We start from the raw sequence: 16955 nt of genomic DNA on the forward strand, positions 1-16955 counted from the left end.
AGTGCCTGCCCCGGTCGAGGCCGTCAACGATGGGCGCGGCCGCGGGCCACGTGCCGTTACTTGAAATGCGGCGGTTCGTCGTAGCCGCGACGGCTGCTGAAAAATAGCAGCACCATCAAGCCGATGCCGACGAGAACGGAAAACCCGGCCCCCAGCGCCAGCGCCACATAGCCTTCCGTCGGAATCGGCTCGCCCTCGACCGCCATCGCGGAGTAAGCGAAATAGCCAACCGCGGCCAACATTCCCAGCAGGAAGATGATGAGGAGTGCACGCATGGCGCGGTCTCCGGTTGATCCGAGAACAAACGGTTGTAGACGGGGACGGTTCCCGCACGAGGGTCCCCAGTCGTTCGCGGACGTGCCGGCAAGGCGTCGCCGCAGATCCTCAAATCGATAGGTCAGGCACTCTGAGCTGTCTTCACCACCACGACATTGCTCTCGTCATGGTGGGGAGGGGCCGCATCCTGAGCGGCCTTCTCGCCCTCGCCCGCATGGCGCTTGAGGTAGTCGCGGCGCATGCCGATCTCGTCGCGGACGAATTCGTAGCCGAGCTTGAAGGTGTCGAGCCCGTCGGTACTGATCGTGCCGTCTCGCAAGCCGATGACCGCGCCGCGCAAGATGCCTTCCAGCTCGTCCTGGAGACATTCGAGCTGGTCGAGCGAATGCGCGTGTTCGATCCGCTCGCCGATGTCGAGGATGGCGGTGGAAAGCTCGCTGGCCTTCTCCGGCGCGATCCGGGTGATCTTGGCGTAGATCGCGGCGAAGATCGAGCCGATGACGCTGAGCGCGGCGGCGCCCAGATACATCAGGTCGCTGTACTTATCCATGAACGACTTGGTGTCGTCGTTGATGTAGTCGGCCGCCCCTTGATGCGCCATCACGAAGGCGTCCTTCTCGACGGAGGCCGGTTCGATTCTGCTGGCAAAGCCACTGTCGAGCCCGAGCGCGGACTTGTTCTCGTAGACGGTGCGCGCGAGCTCCCCGGCCGCCGTCGGCGACATCCGGGATTGGACGACCAGCAACCATTCGAGCCCGATCGTGTCGAGATCGTCGTCGGGGATTTCCGGCGATGCAGACAGCGTGCCCGCCGTCAGCGTCTCGCTGGAAATGCCGGGGATCTTGCGCGCCAGCGCTTTCGCCTCGTCGATCGCGTTCAGTGTGAAGCCGCCGCGCCTGGCGACCTGCTCATACGCCTTGTCCCGTACCGCCTTCGAGGCGTGGACGATGGCGACGACCGCGCCAAATCCGCTTGCCGGCGCGAACAGCTTGTCGAGCGTTGCGCCCGGCGGCGCCATCTGGATCTTCGCCGCGTCCGCACCGTCGGGAATGTCGAGGATGCCGCGGACGAAGGCGAGCGAGGATTCGTTCTCGGCGAGGACGGCGACCTTCTTCTTCTTCAGCTCGGCGAGCGACTTGATCTTCTTGTTTCCGGGCCCGAGCAGCAGCACGAGATCGTGCTCGAGGATCGCGAGCGTGCGCGCCCGCAGCGGCACCTTGGCGTCGGTGCGCAGCACCGCGAGGTCGGCCTGCTTGCGATCGAACTGGGCGATCGCCTTGGCATTGTCGGCGTTGTTGACGATTCTGATCCGGAAGCGCGAGGCGTTGTTCTTCAGGACGCTAGCGAGCTTGGCTGCGAACAGCGCCTCGTCGCTGTTGGCGGCACCGACCGCAAAGGTCAGAGTCTCCGAATTGTGCACCAGCATGCGGCCGCCCCAGACGGTGGCAAGCGACAACAGCAGGGTCAGCACGACGTAGAGGAAGACCTGCTGCTGATTGGTCTTGATCACCTTGGGTCGCCGGGGCGGTGGCTCGATCGGCGATGAGGTCGGGCCCTCAGTACTCATGGCAGCACTCTGGCCTTATGCTTCCGGTGGCGGGCGGCTCGCGGATGCGATCGCTGCGGTCGCCCTGTAATTCGTAAACGTCTGAAAAAAGAACGATATTCTCTGCCGGCAATGATAGCGCGCAGGCCGCGGAATGCAAATTCCGAGCCGAAGGTAACCTTACTCAACCCCGCCGCGGCGATTGGTCATCCTATCACCAGTTAGCCACAGTTGGCGATTTTCCGGTTCCCCCCGGCTGCATTCCGCCGCGGGAGGTGTCATAAATCGCAAGTCCCGGCGATTTGACCGGTCCAGGAAGAGATTGCGCTGAACGCTCCAATTCTTCTTGTCACGTCAACGAGGGCGCCTTGTCGTTTCCACCCCTGTCATCGGCGGTCCCGGTCGAAGCCCTCATTGGTTGGATGTTGCTGCTGACGTTCAAGCACGTCATCGCCGATTTCGTCCTCCAGACCGCCTGGATGGCGCATGGCAAGGACCAGAAGCACGGCTGGGCCCTGCCGCTCCTGGTGCACTGCCTGGTTCACCTTGCGGTTGCGCTGCCGCTGATCCTGATCGTGGCGCCGAGATTCTGGTTTGTGGCGCTGATCGACTTCGTGATCCACATCACGATCGACCGCGCCAAGGGCCTCGTCTCGGCCAATTTCGGTGTCGATCTTGCGCATCCCTGGTTCTGGACCCTGATCGGCATCGACCAGGCCCTGCACCATCTGACCGGCTTCGGCCTCTCCATCTTCATGGCGGCGAACTGAGCGCTGCGGCCGTCTGGAGTGACTGTCGGGCCTGCATGGTTCGAGACGGCGCTTCGCGCCTCCTCACCACGAGGGCTGAGAATCTTTCAGCAGAAGCAGACCTCATCCTGAGGGCCGCCGAAGGCGGGCGTCTTGAGATGGCCACAGAGAAAACCCTTTCCAGCCCATTGATTCGCGGCGAGGGCGCAAGGACCCCGGGTGACTACCGGGCAGCGTGGTTAACCTTTCATTAGAGAATTGCACTGCATCTTCCGAGACGAGGGAGAACTGCAATGTTTTCAAGCCGCGATACCTTTGAAGGCGATTCGTGCCCGGTCCGCGACGAACTCCTTGGCGAGATGTACCGCGCCAGCGAGAGTGGCCTGCCGAGGCTGGTTGAAAGTGTTTCCCCTGACGCGCGCGCCAGGCTGGCGCTGTTCTGCTATCGCCGCAGCCATCTACATTCGCTGGCGGTCGCGATCGCCGGCAGCTGCAACGAGCGCGACCTGATCGAGAACGGCGGCCGTGTCGGCTCGACGCTCTACGCGCTCGCGCGTGAAGGCGCGGCGAAATCCTCGCCGTCGCTGTCCGGTGGGCGCAAACCGATCACGCTGTCGACCAAGCCGCTCTCGGTGCTCGCGCCGCTGGACGACGAGATCGACGACGACATCAGCGAAGCCGTCCCGGCCTAAACGCTCGCGATCATTGGCAGCCCGAATTTCCGTCGCGCCATTGCGCATTCGGCATCGCCCGGCATGCATGTGCGGCACACTTCCGGTCGCGCTGCGTAGATGCCGCACGCGGTCGCTTGTCCGATCTCTCCCTGCAACGCCGAACAGCGATCGCCTTCGCAGCGCATGCCGGATTGACGGTCGTTGACGAGCGCTTCGGGAATCGCGGCGAGCTCCTCGTCGCTCTCGATCGAGAAGCGCGGCCAGTTCGCCGAATAGCCGCAGCAGGCGCCGCAACTCTGGCAGCAGCTCGACAGGTCGATGGGGGCGTTCTCGTCCATCGTCACGTATCCTTCACGTATCCTTGGGCGGACCCCAGACCAGGCTCTGCCGCCATTTCGCGCGCAGCACGTCGCGCCTTTCCGGATATCTCTCGTCGGGATAGCTCGCATCCACCACGCGGTCGGTGCGGAAGCTGCGGAAGTCGCCGCGCAGTTCGCACCAGGCCGCGAGCAGGCGCACGGCTTCGAGATAGCCGATCGAAATCGGCCAGATCATGCGCTCGCTGGCGCGGCCCTGCTCGTCGCGATAGCGCAGCATGATCTTCTTGCCTTCGTGGATCTGGGTGCGCGTGCGTGCCATGTCCAGGCGGTCCGGCTCCCTGTTCCAGCTCGGCCGGGCCCGGCTTGCCGGCTCCAGCACGAAGGGACGCAGGCGCTCAGGGACAGTGTCGGCGATCTTGGCCATCAGGTCTTCAGCCGCACGCGCCAGCGCGGGATCGGCATGGCCGGCAACCCATTGCGCGCCCAGCACCGCCGCCTCGATCTCGTCGGGTGTCAGCATCAAAGGCGGCAGGTCAAAACCCTTTTCCAGGATGTAGCCCATGCCGGCTTCACCGCGGATCGGCACGCGCTGGCCGATCAGCGTGGCGATGTCGCGATAGATCGTGCGCTTCGAGGTCTCGAGCTCGGCCGCGATGGCGTCCGCCGTCAACGGCTTACGCGTGCGCCTCAGCACCTGGATGATTTGAAACAGCCGGTCGGCGCGTCTCATGACGGGTCTCTTGTCGGTGGTTTTTCAGATGGTGGCGCGCGGCTGCTGACAGGATGTTGGCAGCAGGGGAGTTCTATACCGGGTCAACACGTCGACTGAAGAGGATTTGTCCATGATCATTCCAACTCATTTCGGCCCGGCCGCTGCGCTGTGGCGGACCCAGCCTTTACAGGTCCAGCTACGAGTCCCTGCTTTGCAGGTCCGAGCTTGGTGCGCATGGGCGTTCGGCCGCCTCGTATCCCTTGATCTCATGGTTCTCGACCTCCGCCTTGCGCTCGCGACAATGGTAGCTCGCTTCCTGGTCCAGGCCGCGGACGCGCTGGTCCGTCATGTCATGGCCCGCGCCTGGCGAGGGGCCCGTTTCGCAGAAGATATCACGGCTGCTGCCACCATGGTGGCAGCAGCCCGCGGTTAAGTTCCCTCAACTCTTTCGGTGGTTTCAGGAGAGCCTTCATGATCACGCTTTACGGCTTTGGCACCGGCTTCGGCCTGCCGGAAATCAGCCCCTTCGTCACCAAGACGGAGGTGCAGCTCAAGATGGCGGGATTGCCTTATCGGAAGGAGCGGGCGATGCCGCCCGCCTCTCCCAAGGGGCAGCTTCCTTTCATCGATGATGGCGGCGAGGCGGTGGCCGACTCCACCTTCATCCGCGCCCATATCGAGCGCCGCTACGGCTTCGATTTCGACGCCGGCCTGTCGTTGCAAGAGCGGGCGCAGGCCTGGGCGTTCGAGCGCATGATCGAGCATCACGTTTATTTTGCGCTGGTCGGGGCGCGCTGGGTCGACCCGGTCAATTTCGCCAAGGGGCCTGCGCATTTCTTCGACGGCGCGCCGGAGCACAACCGCGAGAAGTTGCGCGAGGACGCGCAATTCCGTGTCGCCGAGAACTATTTGCTCTCCGGGCTCGGACGGCACGCGCCCGATGACGACGTTGATCTCGCCGTGCGCTCGCTGTTTGCGCTCTCGGTGCAGCTCGGTGACAAGTCCTATCTGATGGGCAACAAGCCCTGCGGCGTCGATGCCACCGCCTTCGGTGCACTCGCCGGGATCCTGACGCCGTTCTTCGAATCCGCCCTGCGCCGTCGCGCCGAAGGATTTCCGAACCTCACCGCTTATGTCGACCGGATGATGGACACTTACTATCCGGAGTTCGCCTGGACCCCGCTGCGGCAGGCGGCGTAGGAAAGCGGAATATTCTCTTCGTCATGCCCGGGCTTGTCCCGGGCATCCACGTTCTTCGCGCCGTATGGCAAGGCGTGGATGGCCGGGACGAGCCCGGCCATGACGATCCATATGGCAATGCCATTCTAGGAGCCAAAACAAAAAAGCCGGCCCATCGGGCCGGCTCTCGTCGTCTCAATCCTGGCGCCGCGTCTACTTCACCAGCGAGTACTTGCCGTTCTTCACCGTGAGCAGGATGCGCGAGCGCTCGTCGAGGCCGTAGCGGTCCTTCTCGGTGAAATTGTAGACGCCCTGGCTCGCCGCGAGCTCCTTCTCCGACAGCAGCGCCTGGCGGATCGCCTCGCGGAATTCCGGCGTGCCGGGCTTCGCCGTCTTGAGTGCCGCCGGGATGATGCGCTTGAGAATCTCGAACGCATCGTAAGAGTGACCGGCGAATTGGCTGCGGCTGTTCGGGCCGTACTTGGCTTCATAGGCCGAGTTGAGCGCGAGGCCCGGCTTCTTGGTGGCGGCTTCGTCCGGCTGGTCCTCGGGATCCATGACGGGACCAGAGGCCATCAGCACGCCTTCCGCCGCTTTGCCGGCGATGCGGATGAAGTCCATGCTGGCGGCACCATGGGTCTGGTAGATCAGGCCCTGATAGCCACGCTCGCGCAGCTCGGTCTGCGGCAGCGCGGCCGCGGTGCCGGAAGCGCCGACCAGAATGGCGTCGGGATTCGCCGCCACGAGCTTCAGCACCTGTCCGGTCACCGACGTGTCGGGGCGAGCGAAGCGCTCTTCGTCGGCGATGGTTATGCCCATCGGCACGGCCTGCGCCTTCAAATCGTTGAACCAGAGGTCGCCATAGGAGTCGGAATAGCCGATATAGCCGACGGTCTTCACGCCCTTGGCCTTCATGTGGTCGTACAGCACCTTGCCTACGATTGGAATCGGCTGCGGCATCGCCACCGACCACTTCATGCGCTCCGGCGTGATCGGGAACGGCGCCAGGCCGAAATGCGGAATGCCGGCTTCGTTGGCGACGTTCGACACCGCGATGGTTGGCGGCGTCAGCGCCGAGCCCATGATGATGTCAGCCTTGGATTCGGTCACGAAGCGGCGGGCGTTGGTGGTCGCGGTGGTGGGATCGCCACCGTCGTCGAGCACGATCACCTTCAGCGGCACGCCGCCGATCTCCTTCGGCACGAACTCAAGCGCATTGCGCTCGGGAATGCCCAGCGCTGCGCCCGGGCCGGTCGTGGTGGTGGTGATGCCGATGGTGACCTCGGCGGTCTGAGCCAGCGTGGGCACGGCCGGCAGCGCAAGCGCGGCCGCGGTGACGGCGGCGGTCAGGTAAAAGCGTTTCATCTATTCCTCCCTTTATGTGTTTCTTTGAAAGCAGAAATCGGGGGGTAATTCAGCCCCCTCTTTTGGTGATGTGGCGATTTAGCTCCGGGCCTCGCTCCCCGTGAATTTGGCTACCATTTCCGCAGGAAACGGTGCCGATTTCAGTTTGTCGGGGTTAACGGGGTCGCGCCCGACCAGGACACGGGTCTCGAAACCCTCGATCGCCAGCGCCTCGCCCTTGAAGACGCTGTGCTTCACCTCGAAACTCGAGCGCTTGATGCTCTCGATCTTGGTTTCGATGGTGATCCAGTCGCCATAAGTCGAGGGGATGTAGAACTTGGCGCGGGTGTCGACCATGGGAATGCCCACCAGGCCGTATTTCTTGACCAGGTCCTGCTTGGAGAAGCCGGCGACTTCGAACAGGGTCGACGTCGAATCGTCGAACATCGCGAAATAGCGCGGGTAATAGACGATGTTGGCGGGGTCGCAGTCACCCCACTGGATCTGGACGTCGCGCCGGTTCACGAACATATGCCGCGCCCTATTTCGGCGCCATGCGCAGCGAGCCGTCGAGGCGCACCACTTCGCCGTTGAGGTAGGAATTCTCGACCATGTGCAGGGCGAGCGCCGCGAACTCGTCGGCGTGGCCGAGCCGGCGCGGGAACGGGATTGCGGCGGCAAGCGAGTCCTGGGCTTCCTGCGGCAGGTTGGCGAGCAGCGGCGTGAGGAACAGGCCGGGTGCGATCGTCAGCACGCGGACGCCGAATTGCGCCAGCTCGCGCGCGATCGGCAGCGTCATGCCGACGATGCCGCCCTTCGAGGCCGAATAGGCCGATTGCCCGATCTGGCCGTCATAAGCGGCCACGGACGCCGTGTTGATGATGACGCCGCGCTCGCCGGTCGCCTGCGGCTCGAGCTTGGACATCTCGTTTGCGGCGAGGCGGAGCATGTTGAAGGTGCCGATCAAATTGACCTTGATCACCTTGTCGAAATCGGCGAGCGCCATCGGTCCGTCGCGGCCGACGACGCGCTTGGCCACGCCGATGCCGGCGCAATTGACCAGCACGCGCGCGGGTCCATGGGCCTTGGTCGCCTGCGCGATCGCAGCTTCCGCGGAAGCCGCATCGGAAACATCGCAGGTCACCGCGACGCCCTTGATCTCGGCGGCAACAGTTTCGGCGAGCTTGGCATTGAGGTCGCACACCGCGACCCGGGCGCCCTGCGCCGCCAGCTTACGCGCGGTCGCCGCGCCCAGTCCCGACGCGCCGCCCGTGACGACGACTGCCTGGTCCTTCAACAACATGGCGTTCTCCCTTTAGCGAAGTTTTCTTAGCCGACCGATATCACACGGTCCGATGGATTGGCAGCGTAGAGCTCCTCGATCAGCAGGCTGCGATGTTCGAGCACCGCGCGCTGGTTGATCGAGCCCTTGTCGGTGACCTCGCCCTTGTCGATCGAGAGCGGCGTGTCCATGAGGATCGCGCGCGTGATCCGCGTCGAGGATCCCGTGGCCGCGCCGAGAAAGCGGGTCAGCCGTTCGCGAAATGCCTCGCGCACCAGCCGGTCGCGGGTCGCGACGACGAGGTCGTCGGTCGGCAGCGTCGGGTTGATCAGCCGGCAGCCATCGAGATCGAGCACGACGAGCGCGGAAACCTCGTCACGGTTGATGCCGGCGATGACGACGTCGCGCACCAGTGGTGCGCAGGCCGCAACGAAGCGCGCGCGCAACGGGCCGACGCTGACCCAGGTGCCGCTGCCAAGCTTGAAATCCTCACCGATGCGCCCGTCAAAATCGAAGCCGGCATTGAGATCATCGGGATCGACGGGCTTGAGGGCGTCGCCCAGCTTGTAGAAGCCTTCTTCGTCGAACGAATTCGCGGTGATGTCGGGCTGGCGCCAGTAGCCGGGCATCACGTTTGGCCCCTTGCAACGAACTTCCATCTTGCCGTTGTTCGGCACCAGCTTGGCGTCGTTGCCGGATACGGGAAGCCCGACATGGCCGGAGCGGCTGGTGCGCGGGTTGACCGACATGAAGAACGGCGCGGTCTCGGTTGCACCGAGGCCGGTCAGCATCGGCACGCGGTAGCCTTTTTCCTTCACCGCGAGCTCGTCGAGGCTGTTCCAGACGAACGGCGACAGGGCCGCGCCCGAGAAGAACATCGCGTGCAGCCGGTCGAAGAATTTCGCGCGCAGGCCCTGGTCGTCGCGCAGATAAGGCAGCAGCGATTCGTAGCCCTTGGGCACGTTGAAATAGACTGTCGGCGAAATCTCCTGGAGATTGCGCACGGTCTCCTCGATGCCTCCAGGCACCGGCTTGCCGGCATCGAGATACATCGAGCCGCCATTGTAGAGCGTCAGTCCGATGTTGTGGTTGCCGCCAAACGTGTGATTCCAGGGCAGCCAGTCGATGATGACGGGCGGCTCGTCCTTGAGGAAGGCGAGCGTCTCGCGCAGCATCACCTGGTTGGCGCAGATCATGCGCTGGGTGTTGACGACCGCCTTGGGGTTGCCGGTCGAGCCCGACGTCAGCAGGAATTTCGCGATGGTGTCGGGACCGATCTTGCCGTGAACCTCGTCCAGATCGGCGCGGATCGGGGTTGCCATGAGGTCGGCGAGCGAGGTGACGTCGCGGCCCGGCACGTGGCCGTAGGACGCGGCGATCTCGGTGCCGAGCGAGACGTTGGCCGCGAGCGCGTCGGCGAACTTGTCGGCGTCCTCGGCGAAGACGAGGCCGGGCGTCAGCAGCTTCATCAGGTAGGAGAGCTTGCCGTAATCTTTCGATACCAGCGAATAGGCCGGCGACACCGGGCAGAACGGAATGCCGGCATAGAACGCGCCGAACGCCAGCAATGCATGATCGATCGAATTGCCGGAGAGGATGACAACCGGCCGCTCCGCCGACAACCCGCGCGCAATGAGTCCTGAGGCGATGTGCCGGCTCGCGGCGAGCAGCTCGGCGTAGCTGATCTTGCGCCAGGAGCGGCCACCTTCGCGCTCGGCCATGAACACGCGATCGGGCGTCGCGCTCGCCCAGTGATGCAGGCGGTCGGTGATGCGGGCCGGATAATCGCCGAGCGGCTGTTTGGGCCGCAGGTAAATCGTGCCGTCGTCGCGCCGCTCGATATTCACGACGGGATCGCCGAACGAAATGGGCCGCAGCGGGGAAGTGCTCGCGCCGCGCTCCATGCTGGAAGAGGACGACGGCTGCGCGCTCATGATTTCGGCTTCACCTTTGCGGTCTTGTGTTCGAGGAACTCGCGGATCCTGCGCTTGGCTTCCTTGTCGCTCTGCGCCACCGTCGCCATCAGCGATTCCATCAACAGGCCGGCCTGCGGATTGGCCTCCGCGATCATCGGCAACGCCTGGAGCACGGCGAAATTGGTCAGCGGCGCGTTGGAGGCGACCTTGGTCGCAAGCTCCATCGCCTTGCCGAGGCCGTTGCCGGCTTCCGTGACATATTGCGCAAAGCCGTAGGAGGTGCCTTCGGTCGCGGAATAGACGCGGCCGGTCAGCATCATGTCCATCATCCTGGCGACGCCGATCAGCCGCGGCAGGCGCACCGAACCGCCGCCCCCGACGAAGATGCCGCGTTGCCCCTCCGGCAGCGCGAAATAGGTCGAGGGTTCGGCGACGCGGATATGCGCCGCACAGGCGAGCTCCAGCCCGCCGCCGATCACGGCGCCCCTCAGCGCGGCGATCACGGGCACGCGGCTGTACTGGATGCGGTCGAACACCCGGTGCCACATCTGGGAATGGAGAAGGCCGCCGGTGGCGTCATGGTCGGTCAGTTCGGAGAGATCGAGACCGCTGGAAAAATGGTCGCCGATGCCGTGGATGACGACCGCGCCGATATCCTCGGGCAGGGACGCAAAACACTCGCCGATCTCCAGGATGATGCCGTCATTGAGCGCATTGCGCTTGGCCGGCCGATTCAGGCCGACGGTCAAAACCCGGTCCGCCCGCTCGATCCTCAAAAGCCCGGAGGCGCCCGCGTCGGCGGTCTCGGCGTTTCCCTGTGTCATTTGCGTCCTTGTCAGAATAGTTATGTTGTATAACGAATTCAGGGGGAGTCAATACGGCTGACAGCGGGGAGGCCGATGCAGTAGTCCGGAAAAGGACGACACGCGGGTGCAGCGACCCTGCCCGAATGCCCGACACACAGGCTTGGGATAAATGTCGCGGACGCCGATGCTATCCGGCCGCTACGCCGCCTTGGTTCCGCTTTGGGGTTGCGCCACAAGATTGATACCCATGGCGTGGAGAACTTTTATCACAGTGCCGAATTCGGGTTTGGCCTCGCCGCCAAGCGAGCGATACAAGTTCTCACGGGATAGACCGGCCTTTTCGGCAATGGCGCCCATGCCCTGAGAGCGGGCGACGGCGCCGATTGCCATCGTTATTGCGGACGGATCGTCGGATTCAAAGGCTTCGGTGAGATAGGCCGCAACCATCTCGGGGCTGTCGAGGTACTCCGCAGCATCAAATGATTTCACTTTTGCCATTGCTCAGACCTCCAATTCGCTCGCGATCTTCTTTGCCAACGCTATGTCCCCTGGCTGAGAGCCTTTATCGCCACCGCAAAGAAGAACGATGATTTCCTCGCCTCGGGCAACGTAGTAGATCCGGTATCCGGCGCCCTCGTGAACTCTCATTTCGCTGATGCCGCCTCCGACCGGAGCAACGTCTCCGGGATTGCCGAGCGCCAGCCGATCGATCCGGGCGAGGATTTTTGCCTTCGCTCTCCGGTCTCGCAGGCTTCTAAGCCAGTCAGAGAACTCGTCGGTTCTCTTGATCGTCAGCATCTGTAGCGTATACGCTACAGGCCCCGTGATGTCAATGGACTAGCCGGCTTGGTGTGGCGCGACGCGTTCACATCACCTGGTGCACGTCGATCACGACGCGGTCGGCATGCCGCGCTGCCGAGCCGACGAAGATGTGCTCCATCAGCCAGCGGTATTTCTCATGCCCGGTCTCGAACTTCGGCACGGTGCGGAAATAGATCTGCTTCGGGTCGACCGGCTCGCCGCGCTTGAGCTTTTGCAACAGCTCGACCGGGCCAAAGCGCATGCCCCTGTTCTCGACATAGACAATTGCGCCGTCGTCGGTCTCGAAGGCGTATTTGGCCTCGAGATCAATCAGCTCATTCGGGCGGATGGTCTGGAAGTCGGCGCCGAACGGCAGCACCTTGCCGGTGATCGCGCCGGTCACCTCTCCGCCGATGATCGGGATGATGCGGCGAATGCCGATGCCGGTCTCGCCGGCGGTGACGACGTCGCCGATGCGTGCGGTGACGGTAAAGACGTATCTGGTTTCCAGCGCCGGCATGGTCATCGCTTCACCCCTCTCAATGCGCCATCATCCGCGTCGGCAGCCATGTCGCCAGCAGCGGGAAGGCGATCAGGATCACCAGGCGCACGAGGTCTGTTGCAACGAACGGGATCACGCCCCTGAAGATCGTGGAGAAGGAGACGTCCTTCACCACGCTTTTGATGACGAAGACGTTCATGCCCACCGGCGGATGGATCAGTCCGAGCTCGACCGTCATGACGATGATGACGCCGAACCAGATCGGGTCGAAACCGAGATGCATGATCACGGGGAAGATGATCGGCACGGTGAGGATGATCATCGCCATGGCGTCCATCAGGCAGCCGAGCACGAGATACATCACCATGATCAGCGCCAGCACGCCGTAGGGGCCGAGGCCGAGGCCCGTGAGGAATTCCGTCACCTTCTGCGGGGTCTGCGTCACCGTGAGGAAATAGCCGAAGATCAAGGCGCCGATCAGCACGGTGAACACGGCGGCCGCCGTGCGCGTCGCCTGCAGCAGCGAGGCCAGAATCTTCTCGCGGTCGAGGCGGCCGGTCGCCACGCCGATGATGAAGGCGCCGGCAGCGCCGACGCCGCCGGCTTCCGTCGGCGTGAAGCGCGGCAAATAGGGCAGGCCGTAAAGGCCGCCGATCACGAACACGAACAGCAGCACCGGCGCCCAGATGTCCTTCAGGCCGGCGAAGCGCTCGCGCCACGGCAGCACCTTGCCCTTGGGCAGGAAGTCGGGCCGGAAATAGCCGATCAGGAAGATCGTGATCATGTACATGGTCATCGCCAGGATGCCCGGGATGATGCCGGCGATGAACAGCTTGCCAATGTCCTGCTCGGTGATGATGCCGTAGACGGCGAGCACGGTGGAAGGCGGCAGCATCGCGCCCAGCGTGCCGCCGGCCGCGATCACGCCGGTGGCAAACGATTGCGGATAGCCGAAGCGGCGCATCTCGGGGTACGCGACCGCGGAGAAGGTCGCTGCGGTCGCGACCGAGGAGCCGCAGATCGCGGCAAAGCCGCCGCAGGCGCCGACGGTGGCGATGCCGAGCCCGCCGCGCAAATGGCCGACAAAGCCGTTGGCGGCGCGGAACAGCTCGCGGCTCATGCCGGAATTGCTGACGAAGGAGCCCATCAGCAAGAACATCGGAATGACGCCGAAGGTGTAGTCGGTCACCGTGCGCATCGAGGTCTGGCCGACCAGCTTCAGCGCCGGCGTGGCGCCGACGAGATAGGAGAAGCCGGAGACGCCGACGAGGCCCATGGCCATGCCGACCGGCACGCGCAGCAGCATCAGGGCGAACAGGGAAACGAAGCCGATTACGGCGACGGCATCGGTGCTCATGATTACTCCGTCGCCTTCAGCTTGGGGTCGTGCATTTCTTCGGGATGGAAGATCAACCGGTAGGTGCGGATCGCGATCAGCAGCACGGCCGAGACGTCGCCGATCCAGGCGATCGCGAAGAACGGCCAGGTCGGCATGTGCATGTCGAAGGTCTGGACGTTGTCGTTGTAGGTGCCGCGAACCTTGTCGAACAGCGTCCAGGTCTGGACCGTCACGACGAACAGCAGCACCAGGGTCGCGAACACGTCGATCCAGCGCTGGTAGCGCGGCCCGACATTGCCCCAGACCAAATCGACCGTGATGTGGGTGCCGCGATAGGAGGTCGCGGCGATGCCCCAGAAGATGAGGATGCCGAGCAGCATGCGGCCGATGTCGAAACTATCGGGGATCGCATAATTCAGCGTGTTGCGCAGCAACACCGACAGGAAGATGTCGAGCGCGACGATGCCGACGAAAGCGGCTGCGATCCATTCGATCGAATCGATAACGCGATCCATCCAGCTGCGCTTCATGGGAGCTTCCTGCGCATTGTCATTCTCGTTGTCGACTCCGGCGGTGGTCCTTCGCCTCTCCCCGCGCGCGGGGAGAGGCCGCGTCGCATCGCAAGATGCGAGGCGGGTGAGGGGGGCTCTCCGCGAGTCCGTTTGTCACTATTTTTGCGGAACCGGCCCCTCACCCCAACCCTCTCCCCGTAAGAACGGGGAGAGGGGGAAGAAGAGCCCGCCATCGCGCTACTCCGCCAGCGCGTTGTACTTCTTCAGCGAGGCCTTCAGCTCGCTAAGTGCCGCATCCGGATCCGCGCCGGCCTTCTTTGCGCCGTCGCTCCAGGTCTTCACCAGGGGCTCGGCAGCTTTCTTCCAGGCGGCGGTCTGCTCGGGCGTCAGCTTGTAGACCTCGTGACTGGACTCCGCCTTGACCTTGTCGATGCCGGCATCCTCGAACTTGCCCCAGTGCTCGCCGACCACGCCTGCCATTTCGACCGTGCAATTCTTGTCGATCGCGGCCTTCTGCTTGTCGGACATCGCATTGTACTTGTCCTTGTTCATGACGAACACGAAGGTCGTGGTGTAGAGCGGCGCCTCCATGTCGTACTTTGTCACCTTGTCGATGCCGAACAGCACGAGGGAGCCCCAGGGGAAGGTGACGCCGTCGGCGACGCCGCGCTCGATGATGTCGCGCACTTCGGGCGCGGAGGACTGCACATTGGTGCCGCCGAGCGAGGTGACGAAATTCGCCATGGTGGCGTGGGCGGGCCGGATCTTCAGGCCCTTCACGTCCTCCGGCATCACGATCTTCTTGGTCTTGGAGTGGAAGGAGGAGGGCGAGTGGACGAAGGCGAGGCAGTATTTGACGTCCTTCATCTCCTTCTCGGCGTATTTGCGGTACCAGGCATCCAGCCCCATCGAGCCGCCCTTGGCATCCGAGATCAGGAACGGCAATTCGCCGGCGCCGATGATCGGGAAGCGCCCGGGCTGGTAGCCGGGATTGACATAGGTGACGTCGGCGATGCCGTCGCGCGCCATGTCGTAATGGTCGAAGGCCTTGCCCATCTGCTGGGCCGGAAACACCTTGCCCTTGATGGTGCCGCCGGAATCCTTCTCGACCGCGGCGGCCCAGTCCTCCAGCGATTTCTGCAGCGGATGCGATGCCGGCACCCAGTGCGAGATCTTCAAATCGAAGGTCTTGTCCTGCGCGAGCGCAGGGCTCACGCTTGCTGCCAGCAGCAACGCCAGACAGGCTTTCCTCATCACGCGTCTCTCCCTCTTTTGACGGCGGGCTTCGATGGCCCGGTCTCGTTAATTAACATGTTATCTAATTGGCCGGCGCGTTCAAGCCGGAACTGGCGCGGCGTGCCGCCGCGCACTCCCTTTTTGCCCAACCGAAAGCCTACAGGATCGGGAGGAGCAAGTATTGCGGACAAAAGTCGCAATCATCGGGGCAGGGCCGGCTGGATTGTTGCTTGGGCAACTGCTGCACGGTTATGGCATCGACAATGTCGTTCTGGAGCGGCAGAGCCCGGACCATGTGCTCGGCCGCCTAGTTCTTAATGGTTGCTACGAGTGCTCGCGTCGGCGCCGCTTCTTTCAAACACCCGCGCAAATTCCGTTTAAAACTTTGTAGGTGGTGCAACCGTCACGTCCCTCGCGTTCAATGGCGGCAGCCACCAACGCGAGACGGACATGACCAGCACCGACATTCCCGCCGGCTTCGAGCCGCATTTCCGCAAAGCCCCGCTCACCGATCCGTGGGAGCCGCTTTACTCCAGGAAGACCGACAACGGCGTCACCGTGGGATTGCGGCTGGCAACACCGCACACCAATGCACGCGGGCTGATCCATGGCGGCCTGATCGCAGCGCTGGCCGATGCCGCCATGGGCTACAGCTGCGCGCAGGCGACGGGCTGGACCACCTCGTTGGTCACGATCTCGCTGTCGGTCGACTATGTCGGCGCCGGCGAGATCGGCCAATGGCTCGCGGTCGAGGGCGAGGCGATCAAGACCGGCAGCACGATCTGTTTCGCGCAGTGCCTCGCCAAGGCCGACGGCGCCGTGATCGCGCGCGCCAGCGGCACCTTTCGCGTCGTGCCGAAAAAGGGGTGAAGACGTCACCCGAATCTCCACTCCGCGGTCTCCACCACGAGATCGACGAAGGCGCGCACCTTGGCGGAGAGCAGGCGCGAGGTCGGGTAGACGATGTGGATCGGCAGCGCCGGCTGCTCGTAGTTCGCCAATACGATCTTGAGCCGCCCGCGCCGCAAGCCTTCGGCGGCCTGATAGGCCAGCACCCGGGTCACGCCGCCGCCGGCCTCGGCATATTGCAGGGCGGCGTCGGCGCTGTTGCTGGCGAACCGTGGATTCGGCGCCACCTCGATGTCGCGGCCGTCCTGCACGAAGCGCCAGTTCGCGGATGGACCGAAGGCGATGGTCTGGTGCCCGAGCAGTGCCTCCGGCGTCTTCGGCTCGCCATGGCGCTTCAGATAGCCCGGTGTCGCCACCACGATCCGCCGCATCTCGCCGACCTGGCGCGCGACGAGCGAGGAGTCGGCGAGATGGCCGATCCGCACCGCGACGTCGACAGCGTCTTCCACGAGATTGACGAGGTTGTCCGACAGACGCAATTCGCAGGCGACCTCGGGATAGCGTTTGAGGTAGGCGGTCATGACAGACCCGACATGGAGCCGACCGAAGCCGACCGGCGCCGACACCACCAGCCGCCCGCTCGGCCGGTTGCGCTCCTCCCGTGCCGAGCCGTCGGCCTCCTCGACATCGGCGAGGATGCGACGCGCACGCTCGAGATAGCGCGTGCCGACGTCGGTCAGGGTCACTTGGCGGGTGGTCCGCTGCAACAGCCGCGCGCCGAGATGCTCCTCCAGCGCCGCGATCAGCCGCGTCACGGCGGAGGGCGACAGCCGCAGTTTTCGTGCCGCCGGCGCGAAGCCGCGCAAATCGGCGACGGTGACGAAAACATGCATGGCTTCAAGGCGGTCCATG

21 protein-coding genes and 1 pseudogene are annotated in these 16955 nt (G+C 64.0%); 6 read left to right on the forward strand and 16 right to left on the reverse strand.

Translation table 11 applies throughout. The features are described 5' to 3' along the window. Positions 1–56: 56 nt before the first annotated feature. Positions 57–275, reverse strand: a complete 219-nt coding sequence (locus AC0L3J_RS13650; RefSeq protein WP_007605264.1) for a hypothetical protein — start codon at positions 273–275, stop codon at positions 57–59. Positions 276–397: 122 nt separating this feature from the next. Beyond that, the gene (locus AC0L3J_RS13655; protein WP_473347340.1) at positions 398–1843 is read right to left on the reverse strand and encodes a TAXI family TRAP transporter solute-binding subunit; all 1446 of its coding nucleotides are present in this window, start codon (positions 1841–1843) and stop codon (positions 398–400) included. Between the two features lie 401 nt (positions 1844–2244). Here AC0L3J_RS13655 and AC0L3J_RS13660 point away from each other — a divergent pair, with 401 nt between their 5' ends. Together AC0L3J_RS13660 and AC0L3J_RS13665 are read left to right on the forward strand one after the other, a co-directional pair. Continuing rightward, positions 2245–2592, forward strand: a complete 348-nt coding sequence (locus tag AC0L3J_RS13660) for a DUF3307 domain-containing protein (protein ID WP_456769740.1) — start codon at positions 2245–2247, stop codon at positions 2590–2592. 272 nt (positions 2593–2864) lie between these two features. Then, positions 2865–3263, forward strand: coding sequence for a hypothetical protein (locus AC0L3J_RS13665; protein ID WP_106941773.1), 399 nt, complete (start codon positions 2865–2867; stop codon positions 3261–3263). Here AC0L3J_RS13665 and AC0L3J_RS13670 read toward each other — a convergent pair. After that, positions 3260–3583, reverse strand: a complete 324-nt coding sequence (locus AC0L3J_RS13670) for a YkgJ family cysteine cluster protein (protein WP_473347341.1) — start codon at positions 3581–3583, stop codon at positions 3260–3262. The genes AC0L3J_RS13665 and AC0L3J_RS13670 overlap by 4 nt on opposite strands. 13 nt (positions 3584–3596) lie before the next feature. Next, the gene (locus AC0L3J_RS13675) at positions 3597–4295 is read right to left on the reverse strand and encodes a helix-turn-helix transcriptional regulator (protein ID WP_007599649.1); all 699 of its coding nucleotides are present in this window, start codon (positions 4293–4295) and stop codon (positions 3597–3599) included. 112 nt (positions 4296–4407) lie between these two features. On the opposite strand from AC0L3J_RS13675, the gene AC0L3J_RS13680 reads away from it, so the two are divergent. Both AC0L3J_RS13680 and AC0L3J_RS13685 read left to right on the forward strand, forming a co-directional pair. Continuing rightward, positions 4408–4710 (forward strand): hypothetical protein, encoded by a 303-nt coding sequence (locus AC0L3J_RS13680; RefSeq protein WP_473347342.1) that lies wholly within the window; start codon positions 4408–4410, stop codon positions 4708–4710. 38 nt (positions 4711–4748) lie between these two features. Next, positions 4749–5477 (forward strand): glutathione S-transferase family protein, encoded by a 729-nt coding sequence (locus AC0L3J_RS13685; RefSeq protein WP_473347343.1) that lies wholly within the window; start codon positions 4749–4751, stop codon positions 5475–5477. Positions 5478–5669: 192 nt separating this feature from the next. On the opposite strand, the gene AC0L3J_RS13690 is transcribed toward AC0L3J_RS13685, so the two are convergent. From AC0L3J_RS13690 to AC0L3J_RS13740, 11 genes are all read right to left on the reverse strand, one after another. Then, the gene (locus AC0L3J_RS13690) at positions 5670–6821 is read right to left on the reverse strand and encodes an ABC transporter substrate-binding protein (RefSeq protein ID WP_473347344.1); all 1152 of its coding nucleotides are present in this window, start codon (positions 6819–6821) and stop codon (positions 5670–5672) included. A gap of 78 nt (positions 6822–6899) precedes the next feature. Next, positions 6900–7331 carry an acyl-CoA thioesterase gene (locus AC0L3J_RS13695; RefSeq protein WP_018458463.1) on the reverse strand — a complete coding sequence of 144 codons (432 nt, stop codon included), beginning with the start codon at positions 7329–7331 and terminating at the stop codon, positions 6900–6902. Positions 7332–7341: 10 nt separating this feature from the next. After that, on the reverse strand, positions 7342–8103 hold the full coding sequence (locus AC0L3J_RS13700) for an SDR family NAD(P)-dependent oxidoreductase (RefSeq protein WP_473347345.1): 762 nt from the start codon (positions 8101–8103) through the stop codon (positions 7342–7344). Between the two features lie 26 nt (positions 8104–8129). Continuing rightward, positions 8130–10016: a feruloyl-CoA synthase gene (locus tag AC0L3J_RS13705; protein ID WP_473347346.1), complete on the reverse strand. Its 1887-nt coding sequence runs from the start codon at positions 10014–10016 to the stop codon at positions 8130–8132. Continuing rightward, positions 10013–10822 carry a crotonase/enoyl-CoA hydratase family protein gene (locus tag AC0L3J_RS13710; RefSeq protein WP_473347347.1) on the reverse strand — a complete coding sequence of 270 codons (810 nt, stop codon included), beginning with the start codon at positions 10820–10822 and terminating at the stop codon, positions 10013–10015. The genes AC0L3J_RS13705 and AC0L3J_RS13710 overlap by 4 nt, the downstream gene beginning before the upstream one ends. 180 nt (positions 10823–11002) lie before the next feature. After that, on the reverse strand, positions 11003–11302 hold the full coding sequence (locus tag AC0L3J_RS13715; protein WP_247283472.1) for an addiction module antidote protein: 300 nt from the start codon (positions 11300–11302) through the stop codon (positions 11003–11005). Between the two features lie 3 nt (positions 11303–11305). Beyond that, complete coding sequence (locus AC0L3J_RS13720) at positions 11306–11602, reverse strand: type II toxin-antitoxin system RelE/ParE family toxin (RefSeq protein WP_473347348.1); 297 nt, start codon at positions 11600–11602, stop codon at positions 11306–11308. 67 nt (positions 11603–11669) lie between these two features. Continuing rightward, positions 11670–12131 (reverse strand): DUF3237 domain-containing protein, encoded by a 462-nt coding sequence (locus tag AC0L3J_RS13725; protein ID WP_473347349.1) that lies wholly within the window; start codon positions 12129–12131, stop codon positions 11670–11672. A gap of 13 nt (positions 12132–12144) precedes the next feature. Then, positions 12145–13464: a TRAP transporter large permease gene (locus AC0L3J_RS13730; RefSeq protein WP_027515392.1), complete on the reverse strand. Its 1320-nt coding sequence runs from the start codon at positions 13462–13464 to the stop codon at positions 12145–12147. Between the two features lie 2 nt (positions 13465–13466). After that, entirely contained in the window at positions 13467–13976 is a 510-nt protein-coding gene (locus AC0L3J_RS13735) for a TRAP transporter small permease (RefSeq protein ID WP_007599673.1), read from the reverse strand. Between the two features lie 219 nt (positions 13977–14195). Further along, entirely contained in the window at positions 14196–15212 is a 1017-nt protein-coding gene (locus AC0L3J_RS13740) for a TRAP transporter substrate-binding protein (protein ID WP_456766366.1), read from the reverse strand. A gap of 163 nt (positions 15213–15375) precedes the next feature. Between AC0L3J_RS13740 and AC0L3J_RS13745 the strand changes: the two are divergent. Together AC0L3J_RS13745 and AC0L3J_RS13750 are read left to right on the forward strand one after the other, a co-directional pair. Continuing rightward, positions 15376–15504 (forward strand): annotated as a pseudogene (locus AC0L3J_RS13745) (FAD-dependent monooxygenase); the annotation flags it as partial. A gap of 140 nt (positions 15505–15644) precedes the next feature. After that, complete coding sequence (locus tag AC0L3J_RS13750) at positions 15645–16064, forward strand: PaaI family thioesterase (RefSeq protein WP_007599679.1); 420 nt, start codon at positions 15645–15647, stop codon at positions 16062–16064. Positions 16065–16069: 5 nt separating this feature from the next. Here AC0L3J_RS13750 and AC0L3J_RS13755 read toward each other — a convergent pair whose 3' ends face one another. Beyond that, the gene (locus tag AC0L3J_RS13755) at positions 16070–16954 is read right to left on the reverse strand and encodes a LysR family transcriptional regulator (protein WP_473347350.1); all 885 of its coding nucleotides are present in this window, start codon (positions 16952–16954) and stop codon (positions 16070–16072) included. Between the last annotated feature and the right edge of the window lies 1 nt (position 16955).

This window comes from Bradyrhizobium sp. Kon37 (assembly GCF_055807535.1).

Bases quoted from the DNA above. Each gene is read 5' to 3' on its own strand.
- AC0L3J_RS13650 (WP_007605264.1), bottom strand. From the start codon at position 275: ATGCGTGCACTCCTCATCATCTTCCTGCTGGGAATGTTGGCCGCGGTT.
- AC0L3J_RS13655 (WP_473347340.1), bottom strand. From the start codon at position 1,843: ATGAGTACTGAGGGCCCGACCTCATCGCCGATCGAGCCACCGCCCCGG.
- AC0L3J_RS13660 (WP_456769740.1), top strand. From the start codon at position 2,245: ATGTTGCTGCTGACGTTCAAGCACGTCATCGCCGATTTCGTCCTCCAG.
- AC0L3J_RS13665 (WP_106941773.1), top strand. From the start codon at position 2,865: ATGTTTTCAAGCCGCGATACCTTTGAAGGCGATTCGTGCCCGGTCCGC.
- AC0L3J_RS13670 (WP_473347341.1), bottom strand. From the start codon at position 3,583: ATGGACGAGAACGCCCCCATCGACCTGTCGAGCTGCTGCCAGAGTTGC.
- AC0L3J_RS13675 (WP_007599649.1), bottom strand. From the start codon at position 4,295: ATGAGACGCGCCGACCGGCTGTTTCAAATCATCCAGGTGCTGAGGCGC.
- AC0L3J_RS13680 (WP_473347342.1), top strand. From the start codon at position 4,408: ATGATCATTCCAACTCATTTCGGCCCGGCCGCTGCGCTGTGGCGGACC.
- AC0L3J_RS13685 (WP_473347343.1), top strand. From the start codon at position 4,749: ATGATCACGCTTTACGGCTTTGGCACCGGCTTCGGCCTGCCGGAAATC.
- AC0L3J_RS13690 (WP_473347344.1), bottom strand. From the start codon at position 6,821: ATGAAACGCTTTTACCTGACCGCCGCCGTCACCGCGGCCGCGCTTGCG.
- AC0L3J_RS13695 (WP_018458463.1), bottom strand. From the start codon at position 7,331: ATGTTCGTGAACCGGCGCGACGTCCAGATCCAGTGGGGTGACTGCGAC.
- AC0L3J_RS13700 (WP_473347345.1), bottom strand. From the start codon at position 8,103: ATGTTGTTGAAGGACCAGGCAGTCGTCGTCACGGGCGGCGCGTCGGGA.
- AC0L3J_RS13705 (WP_473347346.1), bottom strand. From the start codon at position 10,016: ATGAGCGCGCAGCCGTCGTCCTCTTCCAGCATGGAGCGCGGCGCGAGC.
- AC0L3J_RS13710 (WP_473347347.1), bottom strand. From the start codon at position 10,822: ATGACACAGGGAAACGCCGAGACCGCCGACGCGGGCGCCTCCGGGCTT.
- AC0L3J_RS13715 (WP_247283472.1), bottom strand. From the start codon at position 11,302: ATGGCAAAAGTGAAATCATTTGATGCTGCGGAGTACCTCGACAGCCCC.
- AC0L3J_RS13720 (WP_473347348.1), bottom strand. From the start codon at position 11,602: ATGCTGACGATCAAGAGAACCGACGAGTTCTCTGACTGGCTTAGAAGC.
- AC0L3J_RS13725 (WP_473347349.1), bottom strand. From the start codon at position 12,131: ATGACCATGCCGGCGCTGGAAACCAGATACGTCTTTACCGTCACCGCA.
- AC0L3J_RS13730 (WP_027515392.1), bottom strand. From the start codon at position 13,464: ATGAGCACCGATGCCGTCGCCGTAATCGGCTTCGTTTCCCTGTTCGCC.
- AC0L3J_RS13735 (WP_007599673.1), bottom strand. From the start codon at position 13,976: ATGAAGCGCAGCTGGATGGATCGCGTTATCGATTCGATCGAATGGATC.
- AC0L3J_RS13740 (WP_456766366.1), bottom strand. From the start codon at position 15,212: ATGAGGAAAGCCTGTCTGGCGTTGCTGCTGGCAGCAAGCGTGAGCCCT.
- AC0L3J_RS13750 (WP_007599679.1), top strand. From the start codon at position 15,645: ATGACCAGCACCGACATTCCCGCCGGCTTCGAGCCGCATTTCCGCAAA.
- AC0L3J_RS13755 (WP_473347350.1), bottom strand. From the start codon at position 16,954: ATGGACCGCCTTGAAGCCATGCATGTTTTCGTCACCGTCGCCGATTTG.